Genomic DNA, 17687 nt, shown 5'->3' with positions numbered 1-17687 from the left:
CGCTGGTGTTATAGCCGGAAGTCGGTTTCGATTGGTGGATTCCCTGCGGTGAGCGCAGGGTGCCCCAATGAACAGGTCCATTGCCCTTATCGGGTTCGGAGAGGCCGGATCGACGTTTGCGGGAGCTGGAGACTGGGCCGGGCAGGCTCGTGCCTTCGACATTCTTCCCGAACGCCGGGACGCCATGGCCGAACTCGGCATCACCGCTTGCGACAGCGCGGCCGAAGCGCTTGCGGGCGCCTCGCTGGTGCTTTCGCTCGTTACCGCAGATGCTGCGCCGCTGGTGGCGGAAGCCGTCGCGCCTTTGCTGAGCGAGGGCGCGTTGTTCTGCGACATGAATTCAGTAGCCCCCGGCACCAAGCGGGCCGCTTCCAAGGCCATCGCTACCGGCAAGGGGCGCTATGTCGATGTGGCCGTGCTCGCCCCGGTGAACCCCGCGCGGATGAAGGTTCCTCTGCTGGTTTCCGGCCCCGATGCCGCAGAAGCGCAAGGCGCGCTGACGGCGGTAGGCTTCACCAATGTGCGCGTCGTCGGCGATGCGGTCGGCCGGGCCTCGGCGATCAAGCTGGTGCGCTCGGTCATGGTCAAGGGCCTTGAGGCGCTGACCGCCGAGATGATGATGGCCGCCCATGCCGAAGGCGTGGCGGACGAGGTGCTGTCTTCGCTCGATGCCAGCGAGAAGACCATTCCCTGGGCGGAACGCGCGGACTACAATCTCGACCGTATGCTGGTCCACGGCCGCCGCCGCGCCGCCGAAATGGACGAGGCCGCGGAAATGCTGCGTTCGCTGGGCATTCCGCCGCTCATGACCGAAAACACCGTCGCCTGGCAGCAGGCGCTGGGCGCGCTGGGCATTGTGCCGCCGCCCGAAGGATTCGAAGCCAAGCTTGCGGCAGCAGTCGCGGCGGGCGTACTCAAGGGAGAGAACTGAGCATGTCGCTCATCATCGACTGTCACGGACATTATACCGTCCTGCCCAAGGCGCATGACGCCTGGCGCGAAGCCCAGATCGCCGCGTTCAAGGCCGGCGAAGCCGCGCCGCCCTACCCGGAAATCTCGGACGCCGAGATCCGCCAGACCATCGAGGACAACCAGCTTCGCCTCATCAAGGAGCGCGGCGCCGATCTTACCGTGTTCAGCCCGCGCGCCAGTGCCATGGCGCACCACGTCGGCGATCAGGCGGTGTCCGAGGCATGGGCGGTCCACTGCAACAATCTTATCGCCCGCGTGGTGAACATGTTCCCCGAGACCTTCGTGGGCGTGTGCATGCTGCCCCAGAGCCCCAAGGCGGACCTTTCCGCCTCGGTGAAGGAACTGCGCCGCTGCGTTGAGGAACTGGGCTTCATCGGCTGCAACCTCAACCCTGATCCGGGCGGCGGCCACTTCGAGCATCCGCCGCTGACGGACGAATACTGGTTCCCGATCTACGAGGCGATGTGCGAGCTGGACGTTCCGGCGATGATCCACGTCTCGGGTTCGTGCAACCCGGCGATGCATGCCACCGGCGGCTTCTACATCGCGGCGGACACCGTGGCCTTCATGCAGCTGATGCAGGGCGATCTCTTCGCGAAGTTCCCCAAGCTGCGCTTCGTCATCCCGCATGGCGGCGGCGCGGTGCCGTACCACTGGGGCCGCTATCGCGGTCTGGCGGACATGCTGAAGAAGCCTTCGCTTGACGAATACATCATGAACAACGTGTTCTTCGACACTTGCGTCTACCACCAGCCGGGCATCAACCTGCTGGCCGACGTGATCGACAACAAGAACATCCTGTTCGGCTCCGAAATGGTCGGCGCGGTGCGCGGGATCGACCCGCAGACCGGCTTCTACTTCGACGACACCAAGCGCTATGTCGACGCGCTCGACATTTCCGATGAGGAGCGCCACGCGATCTTCGAAGGCAATGTGCGCAAGGTCTTCCCGCGCCTTGACGCCAAGCTGAAGGAACGAGGCCTGTGAACGCCAAGAATCCGACGGATAAGAATCCTTGCCCGAACGCTGGCGGTCCGATCGACATCCATGCCTATCTCGGTGAGTTCGACGATATTCCGGGCACGCGCGTCTACACGGCGAAGCGCGCGCGTCAGGGCTATCACCTGAACCAGTTCGCGATGAGCCTGATGAAGGCGGAAAACCGCGAGCGCTGGAAGGCGGACGAGCGTGCCTATCTCGACGAATGGCCGATGACCGAGGACCAGAAGCTGGCCGTTCTCGCCCGCGACTACAACCGCCTGCTCGATCTGGGCGGCAACATCTACTTCCTCGCCAAGGTCTTCTCGACCGATGGCCTGAGCTTCCTTCAGGCCGTCTCGACGATGACCGGCATGTCGGTCGAGGATTATCAGGCGATGATGATCGCCGGGGGACGCTCGCCCGAGGGCCAGCGCTCCATCAAGGAGCACCGCTAAGATGGCCCGCATTACGCACGGCATCGCCTGCAGCCACATCCCGGCGCTCGGCGTCGCGTCCGACTTCGACAAGTGGGAAGACCCCTATTGGAAGCCGATCCAAGAAGGCTTCGCGCCCACCCAGAAGTGGGAAGCGGAGAACCTGCCGGACGTCGTGATCCTGGTCTACAACGACCATGCATCGGCCTTCGACATGAAGATCATCCCCACGTTCGCGATCGGCTGCGGCGAAAGCTACAAGCCGGCGGACGAGGGCTGGGGCCCGCGCGAAGTGCCTGACGTGGAAGGCCATCCGGACCTTGCCTGGCACATCGCCCAGAGCCTGATCCTCGACGAGTTCGACATGACCATCATCAACGAGATGGATGTCGACCACGGCCTTACCGTTCCGCTGTCGATGGTGCTGGGCAAGCCTGCCAAGTGGCCGGTGAAGGTGATCCCGCTCGCCGTCAACGTGGTGACCTATCCGCCGCCGTCGGGCAATCGCTGCTGGGCGCTGGGCGAGGCCATCGCGCGCGCCGTCGAAAGCTTCGATGAAGACCTCAACGTGCAGATCTGGGGCACCGGTGGCATGAGCCACCAGCTTCAGGGCCCCCGCGCCGGCCTGATCAACCGCGAGTGGGACAACATGTTCCTCGACAAGCTTTCGGGCGATACGCAGGAACTGCGGTGCATTCCGCATATCGAATACCTGCGCGAAACCGGCAGCGAAGGCATCGAGATGGTCATGTGGCTGATCATGCGCGGCGCGCTGGGCAAGGAAACGCGGGAACTTTATCGCTTCTACCATGTGCCCGCCAGCAACACGGCGGTCGGCCATATCGTGCTGGAGCCGGTGAACGGCGACGTGCCGCCCTCGACGACGATCGAAGGCAACAATGCCGAAGCCCAAACCCTGATCGGCTGATCGATTCCGCGTGCCGGTGCTTGACGCCGGCATGCTCCTTCCCTTGATAGAGTTTCCAAGGAGATTCCCATGCGTATTGCCCTCGTCGGCGCCGGCGCTTTCGGTGAAAAGCACCTCGACGGCCTCAAGAACATCGACGGCGTAGAGATCGCCTCGGTCATCAGCCGCTCGGCCGAACAGGCTGCCGAAGTCGCCGCCAAGTACGGCGCGCCGCATTCCGGCACCGATCTGGCCGAAGTGTTGGCCATGCCCGATGTCGATGCCGTGATCCTCTGCACCCCCACGCAGATGCATGCCGAACAGGCCATCGCCTGCATGAACGCGGGCAAGCACGTTCAGGTCGAGATCCCGCTGTCGGACACCTGGGCCGATGCCGAGGCGGTTGTCGCGAAGCAGAAGGAAACGGGTTTGGTCTGCATGGTCGGCCACACCCGCCGCTTCAATCCTTCGCACCAGTACGTGCACAACAAGATCACTGCGGGTGAGTTCAACGTCCAGCAGATGGACGTGCAGACCTACTTCTTCCGCCGCAAGAACATGAACGCCAAGGGCCAGCCGCGCTCGTGGACGGACCACCTGCTGTGGCACCACGCCGCGCACACGATCGACCTCTTCGCCTATCAGTCGGGCAAGATCGTCGCCGCCAACGTGCTGCAGGGCCCGAAGCATCCGGAACTGGGCATCGCCATGGACATGTCGATCCAGCTGAAGGCTGAGACAGGCGCGATCTGCACGCTCTCGCTCTCGTTCAACAACAACGGCCCGCTCGGCACTTTCTTCCGCTACATCGGCGACAGCGAGACCTACATCGCGCGTTACGACGATCTGGTGAACGGCCGTGAAGAGCCGATCGACCTCACCGGCGTCACGGTGTCGAACAACGGCATCGAGCTGCAGGACCGCGAATTCGTCGCCGCCATCCGCGAAGGGCGTGAGCCCAACTCGTCGGTCGGCAAGGTGCTCGATTGCTACCGCGTGATCGGCGAGCTGGCCGCGAGCCTCGAAGCACAGGACGGCTGGTCCTGATGACGAAACGCCTCCTCGCGGGCCGTCCGGTCCACTCCGTCGGTCTCGGCTGCATGAATGTGGCCTGGGCCTACGGCAATCCGCCGTCTCGCGAGGAGGCGGTCGCACTGTTCCGCCACGCCCTCGACGCAGGCTGCGATCACTTCGATACCGCCAACATCTACGGCATGGGTCTCAGCGAAGAGATCTTGAGCGAAGCGATCATGGACCGGCGCCGCGAGTTCCTGCTGGCCTCCAAGACCGGCATCCTGATCGACGGTGCCCGCCGCGGCATCGACTGCGCGCCGGAGAGCATCACCGCCTCGCTCGACGCCAGCCTGAAGCGGCTCGGCACCGATCACATCGATCTGTTCTACATGCACCGTTTCGATCCGAAGGTGCCGATTGCCGACTCGGTGGGCGCCATGGTGCGCGCGATGGAGGCGGGCAAGATTGGCGCCTATGGCGTGTCCGAATGGTCCACCGCGCATATCCGTGAGGCGCACGCAGTGCATCCGGTGGCGGCGGTGCAGACCGAATATTCGCTCTGGACACGCAATGTCGAACTGGGCGTGCTCGATGCCACGCGTGAACTGGGGATCGCGCTCGTCGCCTTCTCGCCCGTCGCGCGTGGGGCGCTGGGCGGTGAGCTGACCGATGTGAACACGCTCACCGAGAAGGACCTGCGCCGCAGTTTCCCGCGCTTCATCGGCGAGAACTGGGCGCACAACCTTGCGCTGATCGAGGAGTTCGACGCGCTTGCCTCGTCGATCCGCGTCACCCCGGCTCAGCTGGCGCTGGCCTGGGTGCTGTCGCGCGGCGACCATCTCCATGCGATTCCCGGCACCCGCTCCATCGCCCACTTCGACGACAATCACGCGGCCGCCGCGCTGGAAATCGACGCGGGCATTCTGGAGAAGGCGGGCGAACTGATGAATCAGCAGACCATTGCCGGTCATCGCTACCCGGACATGATCAAGCCCACCATCGACACCGAGGACTACGTGTGATTGCGTGACCTCGTGAGCCGGTCGGGCTAAGTTCGCCATTATGAATGGCGCACAAACGATCCGGCTCAGCCGCAACAGCTATCGCACCGGGACGGAAGAGGCCGAGCGCTTCGCCGTTCCGGTCGAGGCGCCCATCGCCATCGAGACCAACGGCATCGCTTATGCCGTGATGATGGCCACCCCCATCGAGATCGAGGATTTCGTCACCGGCTTCCTGCTCGCCGAAGGACTGGCGGCGGCGGGTGAGATTGGCGACGTGGCTGTCCATCCGGTCGAGAACGGCGAATGGGGCACGGGCTACGTTGCCCGTGTAAACCTGCCGCCGGAACGCCTCTCGCTGATAATCGATCGCGCGCGCAGGCGCACGGGCGACAGTTCCTGCGGGATCTGCGGCATCGAAGGTGTGGAGGCTGCCTTGCGCCCCCTGCCAACCCTCTCGCGCCAAAGCGCGGCCAGCCCGGAGGCGATCCGGCGCGGGCTCGACGCGCTGGATGCGGCGCAGCGATTGGGCCGCGAAACCCGCGCCACCCATGCCGCCGCGTTCTGCAACGAGGAGGGCATGTTGCTGGCGATCCGCGAGGATGTCGGCCGCCACAACGCGCTCGACAAGCTGATCGGTGCGTTGGTTCGCGGCGGCATCGATCCGGCGCAGGGCTTCGTCGTCATGACCTCGCGCTGTTCCTACGAACTGGTCGAGAAGACGGTCCGTGCAAGTATTCCGCTGCTCGTGACGATCTCCGCCCCCACCGATCTTGCGGTGCGCCGGGCCCACGCGGCGGGGCTCTGGCTCTGCGTCGTGGCGCGGGACGATGCCATGCTGGTCGTCACCGATACCCAGCCTTCCGACGAAGGGGGCACGCCGCTCGTCGAACCGTAAATGGGGGGCTTCCTGTTTTGCTTGTAGTTTTTTCGGTCGAACCTAGATTCGCGAGAGACGACTGCAATTCTTGAAGGACGGGGATTTTCTTCCATGGCGACGACGACCGATCAGGCGACCGCGGGCGAGCTCAAGCTGACCCCTCCCGATCCGGTGCCGGTGGTCCAGCCCGAGCGGGCGGCCGGTCTCGTGCCCGTGGGAGACGAGCAGCGCTCGAAGTTGCAGACGCGCGTCGATGAATTCGTCGACGATCTCGTCTCGCAGGACGTGAATTCGCCCGATTTCGGCCGCCGGGTCGACCAGATCACCAATATGGGCCGCAAGGAAATCGCCGAGGCTTCGGGCCAGTCCAACCGCTTCCTCGACCGCCCGGTGCGCGCGATGGACAAGGATGCGGGCGTCGGCGCCGACCTTGCCGAACTGCGCCGCACGGTGGAAGACCTTGACCCCTCGACCAAGGGCGACCTGCTCTCGCGCCGCAAGATCTTCGGGATCATCCCGATGGGCAACAAGCTGCGCAACTACTTCGACAGCTACCAGAGCGCGCAGGGCCATATCGGCGCGATCCTCGCCCGTCTTCAGGGCGGCAAGGACGAGCTGCTAATGGACAATGCCGCCATCGATGTGGAGCGCCAGAACCTCTGGGCAGCCATGGGCAAGCTCGAACAGATGATCTTCATGTCGAAGGCGCTGGACGAGACGCTGGAGCAGAAGGCCAACGACCTCGACCATACCGATCCCGCCAAGGCCAAGGCCGTGCGCGAATCCGCGCTGTTCTACGTGCGCCAGCGCACGCAGGACCTGCTGACGCAGATGGCCGTATCGGTGCAGGGCTACCTCGCGCTCGATCTGGTCAAGAAGAACAATGTCGAACTGATCAAGGGCGTCGATCGCGCCTCTACCACTACGGTCGGCGCGCTGCGCACGGCGGTTACGGTGGCGCAGGCGATGGCCAACCAGAGGCTGGTGCTGGACCAGATTACCGCGCTCAACACCACCACGGCAAAGATCATCGACGGCACCGGCCAGATGCTGAAGGACAACACCGCGCGCATTCACGAGCAGGCGGCGAACTCGACGATCCCGCTGGAAACGCTCAGCCGCGCGTTCCAGAACATCTACGACACGATGGATTCGATCGACACCTTCAAGATGCAGGCGCTCGATTCGATGAAGCAGACGGTGCAGTCGCTGGAAGGCGAAGTCACCAAGTCCAAAGCCTATATCGCCCGCGCACAGGGGCAGGCCGAAGGCGCCGCCGCGCTGGGAGACAGCAAGACCGCGAAGGCGCTGCTGGAGGCGCTCGATTGAGCCTGCTAGACTAGTCTCATGCCGCAAACGTCTCGCAATGCCGTGAATCAGGACATCATCCGCGCCGCCCGCCGCCAGCGGGCAGCGCGGCTCTACAACGCGCGCAAGGAGCGCTGGGCGTTCCGCTGGCGCCGATTGCGCCGAGCGTTCCTGGCGGTGGCGGTCATCTTCATCGTTGCGCTGACCACCGGGCTGATCCTCGGCGGACTTTCCTTCACCACCACGGTGCTGACCACGCTGCTGGCTTTCGCGGTGTTCTGTTTCCTGTCGATCTACCCGTCGAGCCCGCGCCTCAACGTCGGCGATCTCGGTAACGCGACCCTGCCGGAACTGGCAGGGTCGACCGAGATCTGGCTGGAAAACCGCCGCCGGGCATTGCCCAATGCGGCGGTGGACGCGGTGGACATGATCGGCGTGCGTCTCGAACAGATCGCCCCGCAGCTCGCCGCGCTGGAAGAGAAGGGCCCCGCCGCTTACGAAGTGCGCAAGCTGCTGTCCGAGCACCTGCCTTCGCTGGTGGACAGCTACACGCGGATCCCGGCGGAACTGCGCAACAAGCCGCATGCGGGCGGCACGACGCCGTCAGAGCAACTGGTCGAGGGGCTGGGCGTGATCGCCGGGCAGATCGAGGCGATGAGCCTGGACCTTTCGCGCAACGACCTTGATGCGCTGGCCACGCGCGGGCGCTTCCTTGAGGCCAAGTACATCGACTCGCGCGACGAATAGGCGCTATCGCTCCGGCGGTTGGGCCATGCCGGGGCCGGATGTTACGCCGCTCTCCTATCCGGGAGAGAAGGCATGGCTGGCACAGTGTTCAAGATCCTGTTGTTCATGAAGCGCAGGCCCGACCTGACGCCGGAGCAGTTCCGCGATTACTACGAAACCCGCCACGCCCCGCTGGCCGAGCGCTATTCGCAGGGCCTCTCGCGCTATGTGCGCCGCTATCTCGAACCACAGGTCCATCCCGAGACGGGCGCCTTTACCGATGGGCCCGATGTCATCACCGAACTCTGGTTCGAGGATGAGGCGACCTTTCGCGGCACCCTGCGCTACATGACCACCAGCCTGATGCCCGAGGAAATCGTGGCGGATGAGGCGAACCTGTTCGACCGCACCTCGTTCCGGATTGCGACGGTGGTGGAATGCGAGAGCGACATGAAGGCGTGAGAGGCGGTAGAATGCGGGTTCAGGTTTAACTCTACCCGCAAAAACTACGTCATCCCCGCGAAGGCGGGGATTCCGCTTTTCTTCCTCGCGGCGTGGCAAAAGGCAGCGAGGCCCCCGCCTTCGCGGGGGCGACGAGAGCTATGGGCGAAAGGGCGGCTCCGCCCCTCGTAGTTTAAATCCCCAACCGCCCCAGAATCCCGCCATCCACCTTGATATCGCACCCGCTGATATAAGAAGCCCCCGGCGAACACAGGAACTCCGCCACCGAGGCAATCTCGTCGCCCAGACCAAGCCGACCTGCCGGAGTCATGGTAATCATCTGCCGCATCTGTTCGCTGGATTCGGCTTCGGCCTGGCTCATCGGCGTGTCGATGAAGCCCGGTGCGATCGAGACGATGCGCAGGCCGCGCGCGCCGAACGCCGCAGCCTCGCGGCCGACAAGACCGATCACCGCGCGCTTGGACAGCGTGTAGCCCATGCCCGGATTGACGGCGAAGCGCTCGATGCCCTCGCTGCCCTTGCCGGCGAGCAGGTCGCGCACCGCGTCCACCATGGCCGGATCGCTGAGCAGATAGCCCGACATCGACGAGATGAGCACCGCGCAGCCGCCCTTTTCGAAGCGCGGCAGCAGCGCGGCGACAAGGCGCTCGGTGGCGAAATAGTTGACCTCGAGGATCCGCAGCGGGTCCGCCATGGTGGGCGAGAGCCCGGCGGTGTGCACCAGCGCGTGAAGCGGTGCATCGCCCAGCACGGCGACAAGATCCTGCGGGAAGGATGCGGCGGAAATGTCTCCGGCTAGCGTGGTCACCCGGGCGCCCTCGCTGCGCAGTTCCTCGGCGAAGGCCTCAAGCTTGTCGGCATTGACGTCGCACAGCAGCAGCGGGCGGCCCTGCGCGGCGAAGCGCCGAGCGCTGGGGATGCCCATGCCGCCGGCGGCTCCGGTGATGATGACGGTTGCGCTCATGGCTCTCCTCCTGCCTCCTTTGCGGGGCTTTGCGGGCAGAGTGGTAATCGCAGCGCAGCATCGCCGCCAGCGCCCGGACCTTTCATCGCCGGGGGGAATAAGATACAGTACCGCTCATAAGTCTTGCGAAAGACAACCGGATCGCGTTCAATCCGCCACCGGATAAGACGGCGAACAAGCGGACGGGGAGAGCGCGGGATGCAGATGACGGGCGAGCAGCGGGTCGCGGCGCCGCGCCGGAAGGTGTGGGAGGCGCTGAACGATCCGGCGATTCTCGCCCGGAGCATTCCGGGCTGTCAGTCGCTGGAACGGGACGGGGAGAACCGTTTCGTGGCAGCGGCGGAAGTGAAGATCGGCCCCATCGGCGCGCGGTTCAAGGGTGCGGTGGAACTGTCCGATCTGGACGCGCCGAACGGTTACACGATCACCGGGTCGGGCAACGGGGGCGTTGCCGGCACGGCGAAGGGGGGAGCGAAAGTAAGGCTGAGCGACACGGCGGACGGGGGAACGCTGGTCGCTTACGAGGTCGATGCCGAAGTGGGCGGGCGCATGGCGCAGCTCGGCGGCCCGATCATCGATGCCACGGCGAAGAATCTTGCTGGCAAGTTCTTCGCGAAGTTCGGGGAGGTCGTTGCGGGGGGCAACGCACCCGCCGAACCCGGGGTGACGGCACCTGCCGCAGCGGTCGGGGGACCTGCGGCAGGTGCCGTCGCTTTGGCGCCATCCACGGTGATGGCGACGACGGCGGCGGGCGGGATCTGGGGCTGGACGGCGGCGCTGGTCATGGCCGTTTTGGCCGGTTTCCTGCTTGGCTCGGCGCACATGCAGGTGGAAATGCTGGTGGTGCTGGTCCTGCTGATCGTCACTGCGGCCGCCGCCTTTGAGGCGGGCCGCGGCGGAGCGCGGCGATGAAGCCCGCGCCTTTCGACTATGAGCGCCCCTCCAGCATAGAGGAGGCCTGCCGCATCCTCTCCGAAGCGGGCGGGGGAGCCACCGTGATCGCGGGTGGGCAGACGCTGATGCCGCTGCTCAACTTGCGGATGAGCCAGCCCTTCATTCTTCTCGACATCGGCCGGATCGCGGCCTTGCAGGGCGTCACCCGCGCGGAGGGCGGCACGCGCGTCGGCCCGATGACGCGGCAGGCCGATGCCTTGGCCGATCCGGTGCTGGCGGCGCATCTGCCCGCGCTGGTCACGGCACTGGGTCATGTCGGCCATCACCAGACGCGCAATCGCGGCACTGTGGGCGGCTCCGTGGCACTGGGCGAACCGGCGGCGGAAATGCCCGCTACGGCGGTGGCACTGGGGGCCCGGCTGGAGATTACCTCGACTCGCGGCACCCGCGTTGTCGATGCCGCCGACTTCTACATCGGCCCCTACATGACCGCGCTGGAGCCGGACGAACTGCTGACCGGGATCATCTATCCCGACTGGCCGGACGGGCACGTTGTGCTGTTCCGCGAAGTGGCGCAGCGGCCCGGCGACTTCGCGCTGGTCGGCATGGTTGGCGCGGCGGTGGTCGAGGCCGATACGTTGACCCGTGTGGGTCTCGCATGGTTCGGCATGGGCCCGACGCCAGTGCGGATGCGGCAGGTGGAGGCGGCGCTGACCGGCGCCTCGCTCTCCGCGCTCGATCCGCGTGCCATGGCCGAACTCGCCGTGGCGGACACCGCGCCGTTCGACGATCACCACGCCAGCGCCGAATATCGCCGCACGGTCGGCCGCCGCATTTTCGCGCGGACCTTGCGCGAAGCACTGCAACTGAGGGAGGCGGCATGAGCGAGCACGCCATAGCATTGACGCTCAACGGCCAGCGCCGCGACGCGGTGGTGGAGGCGCGCACCAGCCTTGCCGATTACCTTCGGCTCGATGCGGGGTGCACCGGCGTCCACCTCGGCTGTGAGCATGGCGTCTGCGGTGCCTGCACAGTGATGGTGGACGGGCGCGCGGTGCGATCCTGCCTGATGCTGGCGGTTCAGGCCGATGGCAGCACCGTGACGACGGTGGAAGGCCTCGCCGCGCCGGACGGCACTTTCCACCCCGTCCAGCAGGCCATGCGGGAGGCGCACGGGTTGCAATGCGGGTTCTGCACCCCCGGCGTGCTGATGACTTTCGCCGCGCTCACCGGCGGGGAAGCGAAAGCGAGCGAGGACTCGCTGGTTTCCGCGATGAGCGGCCACATCTGCCGTTGCACCGGCTATCAGGGCATCCGCCGCGCCGCCAAGGCGCTGGCCGAGGGCACTGTCGGCGCGGGAGCGGTTGAATGAACGCCCCCAATTCCAACCTCGGCGCCACCCGCTGGATCGGCAAGCGCGTTCCCCGAAAGGAAGACCCGCGCCTGCTGACCGGGCGCGGCCAGTTCGTCGATGACGTGACGCTGCCGGGGATGTTGCACGTCGCTTTCGCGCGCAGTCCGATCGCGCGTGGGCGGATCGTCTCGATAGACACTGCAGTCGCGCGTGAGATGCCCGGCGTCCATGCCGTGCTGACCATGGCGGACCTTGCCGCGCGGCCGATCAAGCTGCTCTCGTTCTTCTTTACCGAGGCGGAAGTCCCGATCACGCCGCTGGCGGACGGTTATGTGTCCTACGCGGGTGAGCCGGTGGTGCTGGTCGCCGCCGAAACCCGCGCACAGGCGGAAGACGCCGCCTCGTTGGTGGAGATCGAGTACGAGGAACTCGATCCGGTCGTCACCATCGCGCAGGCCAAGGTGGCGGCACCGATCCATCCCGGCATGGACAGCAATGTCGCGGCCGAAATCGGTGACGAGGAGATCGAGGACGAACTGGAGGACAAGCTCGCCGGGTCGGCGCTGCGCCTCAGCCACCGGATCGTCCACCAGCGCATCTCGCAATCGCCGATGGAAACGCGCGGAGTGCTGGCCTCGCGCGACGGGCCGGAGGAACTGACGCTCTGGATCACGTGCCAGAGCCCGCATCTGGTCGCGCGCTGGGTCAGCCTTGCACTCGGCTTGCCGGATACCGCGATCCGGGTGATCGCCAAGGACGTGGGCGGTTCTTTCGGCCTCAAGAACCATCCGTGGAAGGAAGAGAGCGCGGTGATCGTCGCCGCGCTGCTCATGGGCAAGCCGCTCAAGTGGATCGAGGACCGATACGAGGCGCTGACCGCTTCCAATCAGGCGCGCGAGGCGGAAATGACCTTGCAGGCCGGGTTCGACGCGCAAGGGCGGCTGACCGGATCGCACGGGATCTATGACTGCAACAACGGCGCGTTCCCGCAAGGGGCGGACAGCAATATCGCCGTGCACATGTTCGTCTGGGCGGCCTATCGCGTGCCCGCCTATGCCTTCGTTTCGCGCGGGTGGTACACCAATACCAACGGCCTTGCCGCCTATCGTGGGCCCTGGGCGATGGAATCGCTGGTGCGCGAGACCATGCTGGACCGGGCCGCGCGGCAACTCGGCATCGATCCGATCGAGATCCGGCGGCGCAATCTGGTCTATCTGAAGGACCAGCCCATGGTCACCTCGATGGGCATTCCGCTGGACGACATCACGCCCGGCGAATGCCTCGAAAAGCTCCTGGATCATTTCGACATGGCGGCGTTCCGGCGCGAACAGGTGGCAGCGCGGGCGGAGGGGCGCTATCTCGGCGTGGGGATCGCGTCCTATGTCGAGCCGACCGGCTCGGCCGGATCGATGGCGCCGATGACCGGCGAACTCGCGCAAGTGCGGATCGAGCCGACCGGAAAAGTCACCGCCACGCTCTCCACCCATTCGCAGGGCCACGGCACGGCAACGACGATGGCCCAGTGCATCGCCGACCGCCTGGGCGTCCGCTACGAGGACGTGACCGTGTTCGAGGGCGATTCCGCGCGCGGCGGCTTCAGTCCCGGCGCGGCGGGCAGCCGGCAGGGCGTGATTGCCGGGGGCGCGGCGATCCGCTGTTCGGAAATGCTGGCGGACAAGGTCCGCACGCTGGCCGCCCACTTGCTCAACGCCAGCATCGAAAGCGTGGTGATCGATGAGGGCACGGTGCGCGTGGAAGGTGCGCCGGAAATGGCCCGCCCGCTCGCGGAGATCGCCGCGATTGCCTATGGCGAGCCGGACCGTCTGCCCCCCGGCTTCGAAAGCGGGCTGGAAATGCAGTTCCGCTATCAGCCGCCGCCGATGACCTTCACCAGCGCCACGCATCTGGCCGTGGTGGAAGTGGATGCGGAGACCGGCTTTGTGAAGATCCTGCGCTGGATCTCCTCGGAGGACTGCGGGACAGTGATCAATCCTGCCGTGGTCGAAGGGCAGATTTCCGGCGGTCTGGCGCAGGCCATCGGCATGGTTCTGCTGGAAGAGATGCCTTACGACGGGCGCGGCAATCCGCAGGCGGCGACGTTCAAGGACTACATGCTGCCGTCGATCAGCGACGTGCCGACGTTCGAATTCGTTCATGCCAACACGCCGTCCAAGTCCATCGGCGGCATGCGCGGCGTGGGGGAGGGCGGGGCGATCATCGGGCCGCCGACTTTGGTGAACGCCATTGCCGACGCGCTCACGCCCTTCGGCGAACTGGGCGATGTCGTGCTGCCGCTGACGCCGGCGCGCATTCTCGACGTGATCGAGCAGCGCGACGTTTCCGGTGTCCACGCGCCGGAGCCGGTGAAGGTTGAGGCGATGGTTGCGGAGCCTGTCGCGGTAGTGTCGGAGCCGGTGGCGGAAGCACCTGCGCAGTCTTCGGCTGGGCCGGAGGGCGACTGGAACATGATCTTGAAGACGCCGATGGGTCCGCAGGCGATGGTGGCGCACTTCGATGTCGAGGGCACGGCGCTCAGTGGCTATCTCTCCGCGCCGGAGGGGCGGCAGGATTTCGCCGGAGGCACGGTGGAGGGCAACCGGCTGCGCTTCGATCTCAAGGTCGAGAAGCCGATGAAGATCACGCTGAAGTACGATCTGGAGATCGGCGGCGACACCATCACCGGCAAGTGCAAGATGGGCATGTTCGGCTCGGCCAAGGTGACCGGCGAAAGGGCTTAACGCTCGGGTATTCCACCAAGTATGCCAACCCAAACCACCCCGTCATCCCCGCGAAGGCGGGGATCCCGCTTCCTGTCTCCTTACGCCCACGTTGCCAAAAAAAGCGGGGCTCCCGCCTTCGCGGGGGCGACGGGGATTTTGGTATGCGGGGGTGGTGAGCACAAAAGAAAAGGGGCGCATCGCTGCGCCCCTTTTCGTATTCGGTCGGTCGATCCGATCAATCAACGAACGCGCGTTCGATCACGAAGTCGCCCGGCTTGTTGTTCGAACCTTCCTCGAAGCCCGCGGCTTCAAGGCTGTGCTCGAACTCGCGGATCATCGCCATCGAGCCGCAGAGCATGATGCGGTCGGTCTCGGGATCGAGCTTGGCCGGGCCGCGAAGCTGCGGGATGAACAGGCGGCCGTCCTCGATCAAGTTGCCGATGCGGCCCTGCGTGTGGAAGTCCTCACGCGTGACGGTCGGCAGGTAGTGGAACTGCAACAACGCCTCGTCGGCGATCAGCGGATCGTCGGCCAGCTGGCTTTCCAGTTCGGTGCGGAAGGCCAGATCGCTGACGCGGCGGACCGAGTGGACCAGCAGGATTTGCTCGAAACGCTCGTAGATGTCCGGATCGCGGGCGAGACTGAGGAACGGCGCGAGGCCGGTGCCGGTCGAGAACAGGAACAGGCGCTTGCCCGGGCGCAGCGCGTCGGCGACGAGCGTGCCCACCGGCTTGCGGCCGAGGTAGATCTGGTCGCCCGGCTGGATCTGCTGCAGACGCGAGGTCAGCGGGCCGTCCGGCACCTTGATCGAGAGGAACTCCAGTTCCTCGGCATAGGCCGGGCTGGCGATCGAATAGGCGCGCAGCAGCGGTTTGCCGTTGTCGCCCGGCAGGCCGATCATGATGAACTCGCCCGAGCGGAAGCGGAAGGTCGAGGGGCGGGTGATCTTGAAGCTGAAGAGGTGGTCGTTCCAGTGATGGACCGACAGCACTTCCTCAACCGTCAATGCGCCGGTGGGGGTCAGGGTCGCCGTATCGGCGGCGCTATCGCTCATTACTATCGAATCCTTCGGAAAAAATGCTGTGTCCGGGAAATACTGTCGGCGGCGGTGTCTTCTTGGGGCGTTTAACCCTGCATTACAGGGCATGAAGTCGCCGCGCAGACCGTGATCTGGTCCGCAGGCCGAACAGGATCGCCTCGTCCTCGCCAATGATGCGCCCATTCATCGGCGTGAGTCGAAACCGTTCGCGCGAATGACCTGTCATACGCGGCAAGGCAAGGCGAAAATGGGCGGCCGAGGCGGCGGCGCGCCTGCGCGGAACCCGCGGCAAAGCGCCGATGGTCAGGCTGGCGGGGGCAGTCAAGGAGCGGGCATGCGTGACGGCAGGCGCAAAACGCCTGCATCTGCGCGGGTTTAGCGCCCTCGGCCCGGCGACTGCATGCATGACTCACTCCTTGGCGAAACTCGTTATAGCTAATGATAACCAGTTGCAATAATGGAGCGAGGATTTCTAACAGGCGGCCAAGCAGGGGTTTTGCGGGGGCGAAAGGGGCGGAAGGAGGTCCATTCCGTTTCGGCCATTCCGTTCGGCCATTCCGTTTCGGAGTGCCCCAGCCTTCGTCATTGCGAGCATAGCGAAGCAATCCAGGGGTGTGCCAAGCGGCTCTGGATTGCTTCGCTATGCTCGCAATGACGAAAAGGGGGACGTCGACGACCAGAGGGTTTTTCAGGGACGAGGCTAAGGAATGTGGGCCGGATGCCCGGAACCGCGTTCAGGTCCGGGCGTTTCTTATGCGTGTCCCCCGATGGCTCTGGGTGCCCGGCAATTTGCCGGTGCCTAGAGCCATTTCGTATGGCGGAACCACGCATAGAGCATGCTGCACAGCAGCAGGATCGCGCCCAGCACGCCGTAGTAACCGTAGCGGAAGTGCAGCTCGGGCATGAATTCGAAATTCATGCCGTAGATCCCGGCAATCGCGGTCGGCACGGCGAGAATCGCGGCCCAGGCGGCAAGCTGGCGGGTGATCTCGCTCTGCCGCTGCGATTCCAGCAGGTGGCTGACTTCGAACACCGACGTGAGCACTTCGCGCAAGTTTGCCACCATCGATTCCACGCGGCGCACATGGTCCAGCACGTCGCTGAAATAGGGCTTCACTGCGGCGTCGAGGAACGGCATGTCGAGGTGGACGAGCTTGCTGCACACTTCGCCCATCGGGCCGAGCACGCGCTGGAAGCGGATCAGCTCGCGGCGCAATCCGAACAGGCGCATGACCTGCTCGCGGTCGAGGAAGGCGTCGAGCGCCTGCTGTTCGATCTCCAGCACTTCTTCCTCGATGGTCTCGACGATCGGCAAATAGCCGTCGACGATGAAGTCGAGAATGGCGTGGAGCACATAGTCCACGCCGTGCGATAGCAGCGTCGGCGCGGCTTCGAGCTGGGCCCGTAGCTCCGTATGCGCGCGTGCAGAGCCGTGGCGGACCGAGATCACGTGATGCTTGCCGACGAACAGCGAGGTTTCGCCGTAAGCGATGGCGTCGTTCAGCAGGTGGGCGGTGCGGGCGACGACGAAAAGCTGGTCGCCGTAAACGTCCACTTTGGGCAACTGGTGCGCCTTGAGCGCGTCTTCCACGGCGAGCGGGTGCAGGCCGTACGTCTTCTGCACGGAGCGCAGTTCAGCCTCGGTCGGCTCGTAGAGGCCGATCCAGACGAAGTCCCCCTCCTGCCGCATCGGTGGGCAGCTTTCGAGTGATACGGGCTCGGCGGGGCGGCCCTTGTGGTAGAGTTGGGCGGCAATGACGGTCATTCTTGGTCCCGAAACAAGGGATTGGGGCGCGACTTTAGCGGCAGGTCGCGGCATGCGACAACCGCTTGTGCGCGGGGCGGGGTGGAGAAGGCTATGAGGTGAGGTGGCGTCCGGCTCGATGCGAGCCGTCTCTCTAATTTCGGTGAGGCTGGATCCCGCTTCTGTTGCGCGGGATGAGAAGTTGCAAGGAAGCGGGGCCCCCGCCTTCGCGGGGGCGACGTGGGTTTTTTGGGGGTCTGCGTAGCGGATTTGATGTTCTGTGCTGC

General features: G+C 65.3%; 17 protein-coding genes. 14 read left to right on the top strand and 3 right to left on the bottom strand.

Annotation, left to right across the window (positions count from 1 at the left end; translation table 11 throughout):
- Positions 1-67 precede the first annotated feature (67 nt).
- The 10 genes from AC1VVM_RS00140 (at position 68) to AC1VVM_RS00095 (ending at position 8685) form a co-directional block, all read left to right on the top strand.
- Positions 68-931, top strand: a complete 864-nt coding sequence (locus AC1VVM_RS00140) for an NAD(P)-dependent oxidoreductase (protein WP_482904768.1) — start codon at positions 68-70, stop codon at positions 929-931.
- Between the two features lie 2 nt (positions 932-933).
- Positions 934-1959: an amidohydrolase family protein gene (locus AC1VVM_RS00135; protein ID WP_482904767.1), complete on the top strand. Its 1026-nt coding sequence runs from the start codon at positions 934-936 to the stop codon at positions 1957-1959.
- The gene (gene ligA, locus AC1VVM_RS00130) at positions 1956-2408 is read left to right on the top strand and encodes a protocatechuate 4,5-dioxygenase subunit alpha (protein WP_482904766.1); all 453 of its coding nucleotides are present in this window, start codon (positions 1956-1958) and stop codon (positions 2406-2408) included. Before AC1VVM_RS00135 ends, ligA begins: the two co-directional genes overlap by 4 nt.
- Position 2409: 1 nt before the next feature.
- Positions 2410-3315 carry a class III extradiol dioxygenase subunit beta gene (locus AC1VVM_RS00125; RefSeq protein ID WP_482904765.1) on the top strand — a complete coding sequence of 302 codons (906 nt, stop codon included), beginning with the start codon at positions 2410-2412 and terminating at the stop codon, positions 3313-3315.
- A gap of 69 nt (positions 3316-3384) precedes the next feature.
- Positions 3385-4341, top strand: a complete 957-nt coding sequence (locus tag AC1VVM_RS00120; protein ID WP_482904764.1) for a Gfo/Idh/MocA family oxidoreductase — start codon at positions 3385-3387, stop codon at positions 4339-4341.
- Positions 4341-5330: an aldo/keto reductase gene (locus AC1VVM_RS00115; RefSeq protein ID WP_482904763.1), complete on the top strand. Its 990-nt coding sequence runs from the start codon at positions 4341-4343 to the stop codon at positions 5328-5330. Before AC1VVM_RS00120 ends, AC1VVM_RS00115 begins: the two co-directional genes overlap by 1 nt.
- A gap of 40 nt (positions 5331-5370) precedes the next feature.
- The gene (fdhD, locus tag AC1VVM_RS00110; RefSeq protein ID WP_482904762.1) at positions 5371-6207 is read left to right on the top strand and encodes a formate dehydrogenase accessory sulfurtransferase FdhD; all 837 of its coding nucleotides are present in this window, start codon (positions 5371-5373) and stop codon (positions 6205-6207) included.
- Positions 6208-6300: 93 nt separating this feature from the next.
- Positions 6301-7518, top strand: a complete 1218-nt coding sequence (locus AC1VVM_RS00105) for a toxic anion resistance protein (protein WP_132386971.1) — start codon at positions 6301-6303, stop codon at positions 7516-7518.
- Between the two features lie 18 nt (positions 7519-7536).
- Entirely contained in the window at positions 7537-8244 is a 708-nt protein-coding gene (locus tag AC1VVM_RS00100) for a hypothetical protein (protein WP_482904761.1), read from the top strand.
- A gap of 72 nt (positions 8245-8316) precedes the next feature.
- Positions 8317-8685, top strand: a complete 369-nt coding sequence (locus AC1VVM_RS00095; protein WP_482904760.1) for an EthD domain-containing protein — start codon at positions 8317-8319, stop codon at positions 8683-8685.
- Positions 8686-8857: 172 nt separating this feature from the next.
- Here AC1VVM_RS00095 and AC1VVM_RS00090 read toward each other — a convergent pair whose 3' ends face one another.
- On the bottom strand, positions 8858-9649 hold the full coding sequence (locus AC1VVM_RS00090) for an SDR family oxidoreductase (RefSeq protein WP_482904759.1): 792 nt from the start codon (positions 9647-9649) through the stop codon (positions 8858-8860).
- Positions 9650-9847: 198 nt separating this feature from the next.
- Between AC1VVM_RS00090 and AC1VVM_RS00085 the strand changes: the two genes are divergently transcribed.
- From AC1VVM_RS00085 to AC1VVM_RS00070, 4 genes are read left to right on the top strand one after another with little or no spacing between them, the layout of a single operon-like run.
- Positions 9848-10561, top strand: coding sequence for an SRPBCC family protein (locus AC1VVM_RS00085; RefSeq protein ID WP_482955553.1), 714 nt, complete (start codon positions 9848-9850; stop codon positions 10559-10561).
- Positions 10558-11427, top strand: coding sequence for an FAD binding domain-containing protein (locus tag AC1VVM_RS00080; RefSeq protein ID WP_482904757.1), 870 nt, complete (start codon positions 10558-10560; stop codon positions 11425-11427). The genes AC1VVM_RS00085 and AC1VVM_RS00080 overlap by 4 nt, the downstream gene beginning before the upstream one ends.
- Entirely contained in the window at positions 11424-11915 is a 492-nt protein-coding gene (locus tag AC1VVM_RS00075; RefSeq protein ID WP_482904756.1) for a (2Fe-2S)-binding protein, read from the top strand. Before AC1VVM_RS00080 ends, AC1VVM_RS00075 begins: the two co-directional genes overlap by 4 nt.
- A complete protein-coding gene (locus AC1VVM_RS00070; RefSeq protein ID WP_482904755.1) occupies positions 11912-14635 on the top strand; it encodes a xanthine dehydrogenase family protein molybdopterin-binding subunit in 2724 nt (907 codons plus the stop codon). Before AC1VVM_RS00075 ends, AC1VVM_RS00070 begins: the two co-directional genes overlap by 4 nt.
- Before the next feature lie 217 nt (positions 14636-14852).
- Here AC1VVM_RS00070 and AC1VVM_RS00065 read toward each other — a convergent pair whose 3' ends face one another.
- Together AC1VVM_RS00065 and corA are read right to left on the bottom strand one after the other, a co-directional pair.
- Entirely contained in the window at positions 14853-15671 is an 819-nt protein-coding gene (locus AC1VVM_RS00065; RefSeq protein WP_132386955.1) for a ferredoxin--NADP reductase, read from the bottom strand.
- A 784-nt stretch (positions 15672-16455) separates the two neighbouring features.
- Complete coding sequence (gene corA, locus AC1VVM_RS00060; RefSeq protein WP_132386953.1) at positions 16456-17421, bottom strand: magnesium/cobalt transporter CorA; 966 nt, start codon at positions 17419-17421, stop codon at positions 16456-16458.
- Between the last annotated feature and the right edge of the window lie 266 nt (positions 17422-17687).

This window comes from Novosphingobium sp. BL-S-33, assembly GCF_056857025.1.
The sequence above is the reverse complement of the archived record's forward strand: the minus strand, read 5'-3'. Positions and strand labels throughout refer to the sequence as shown.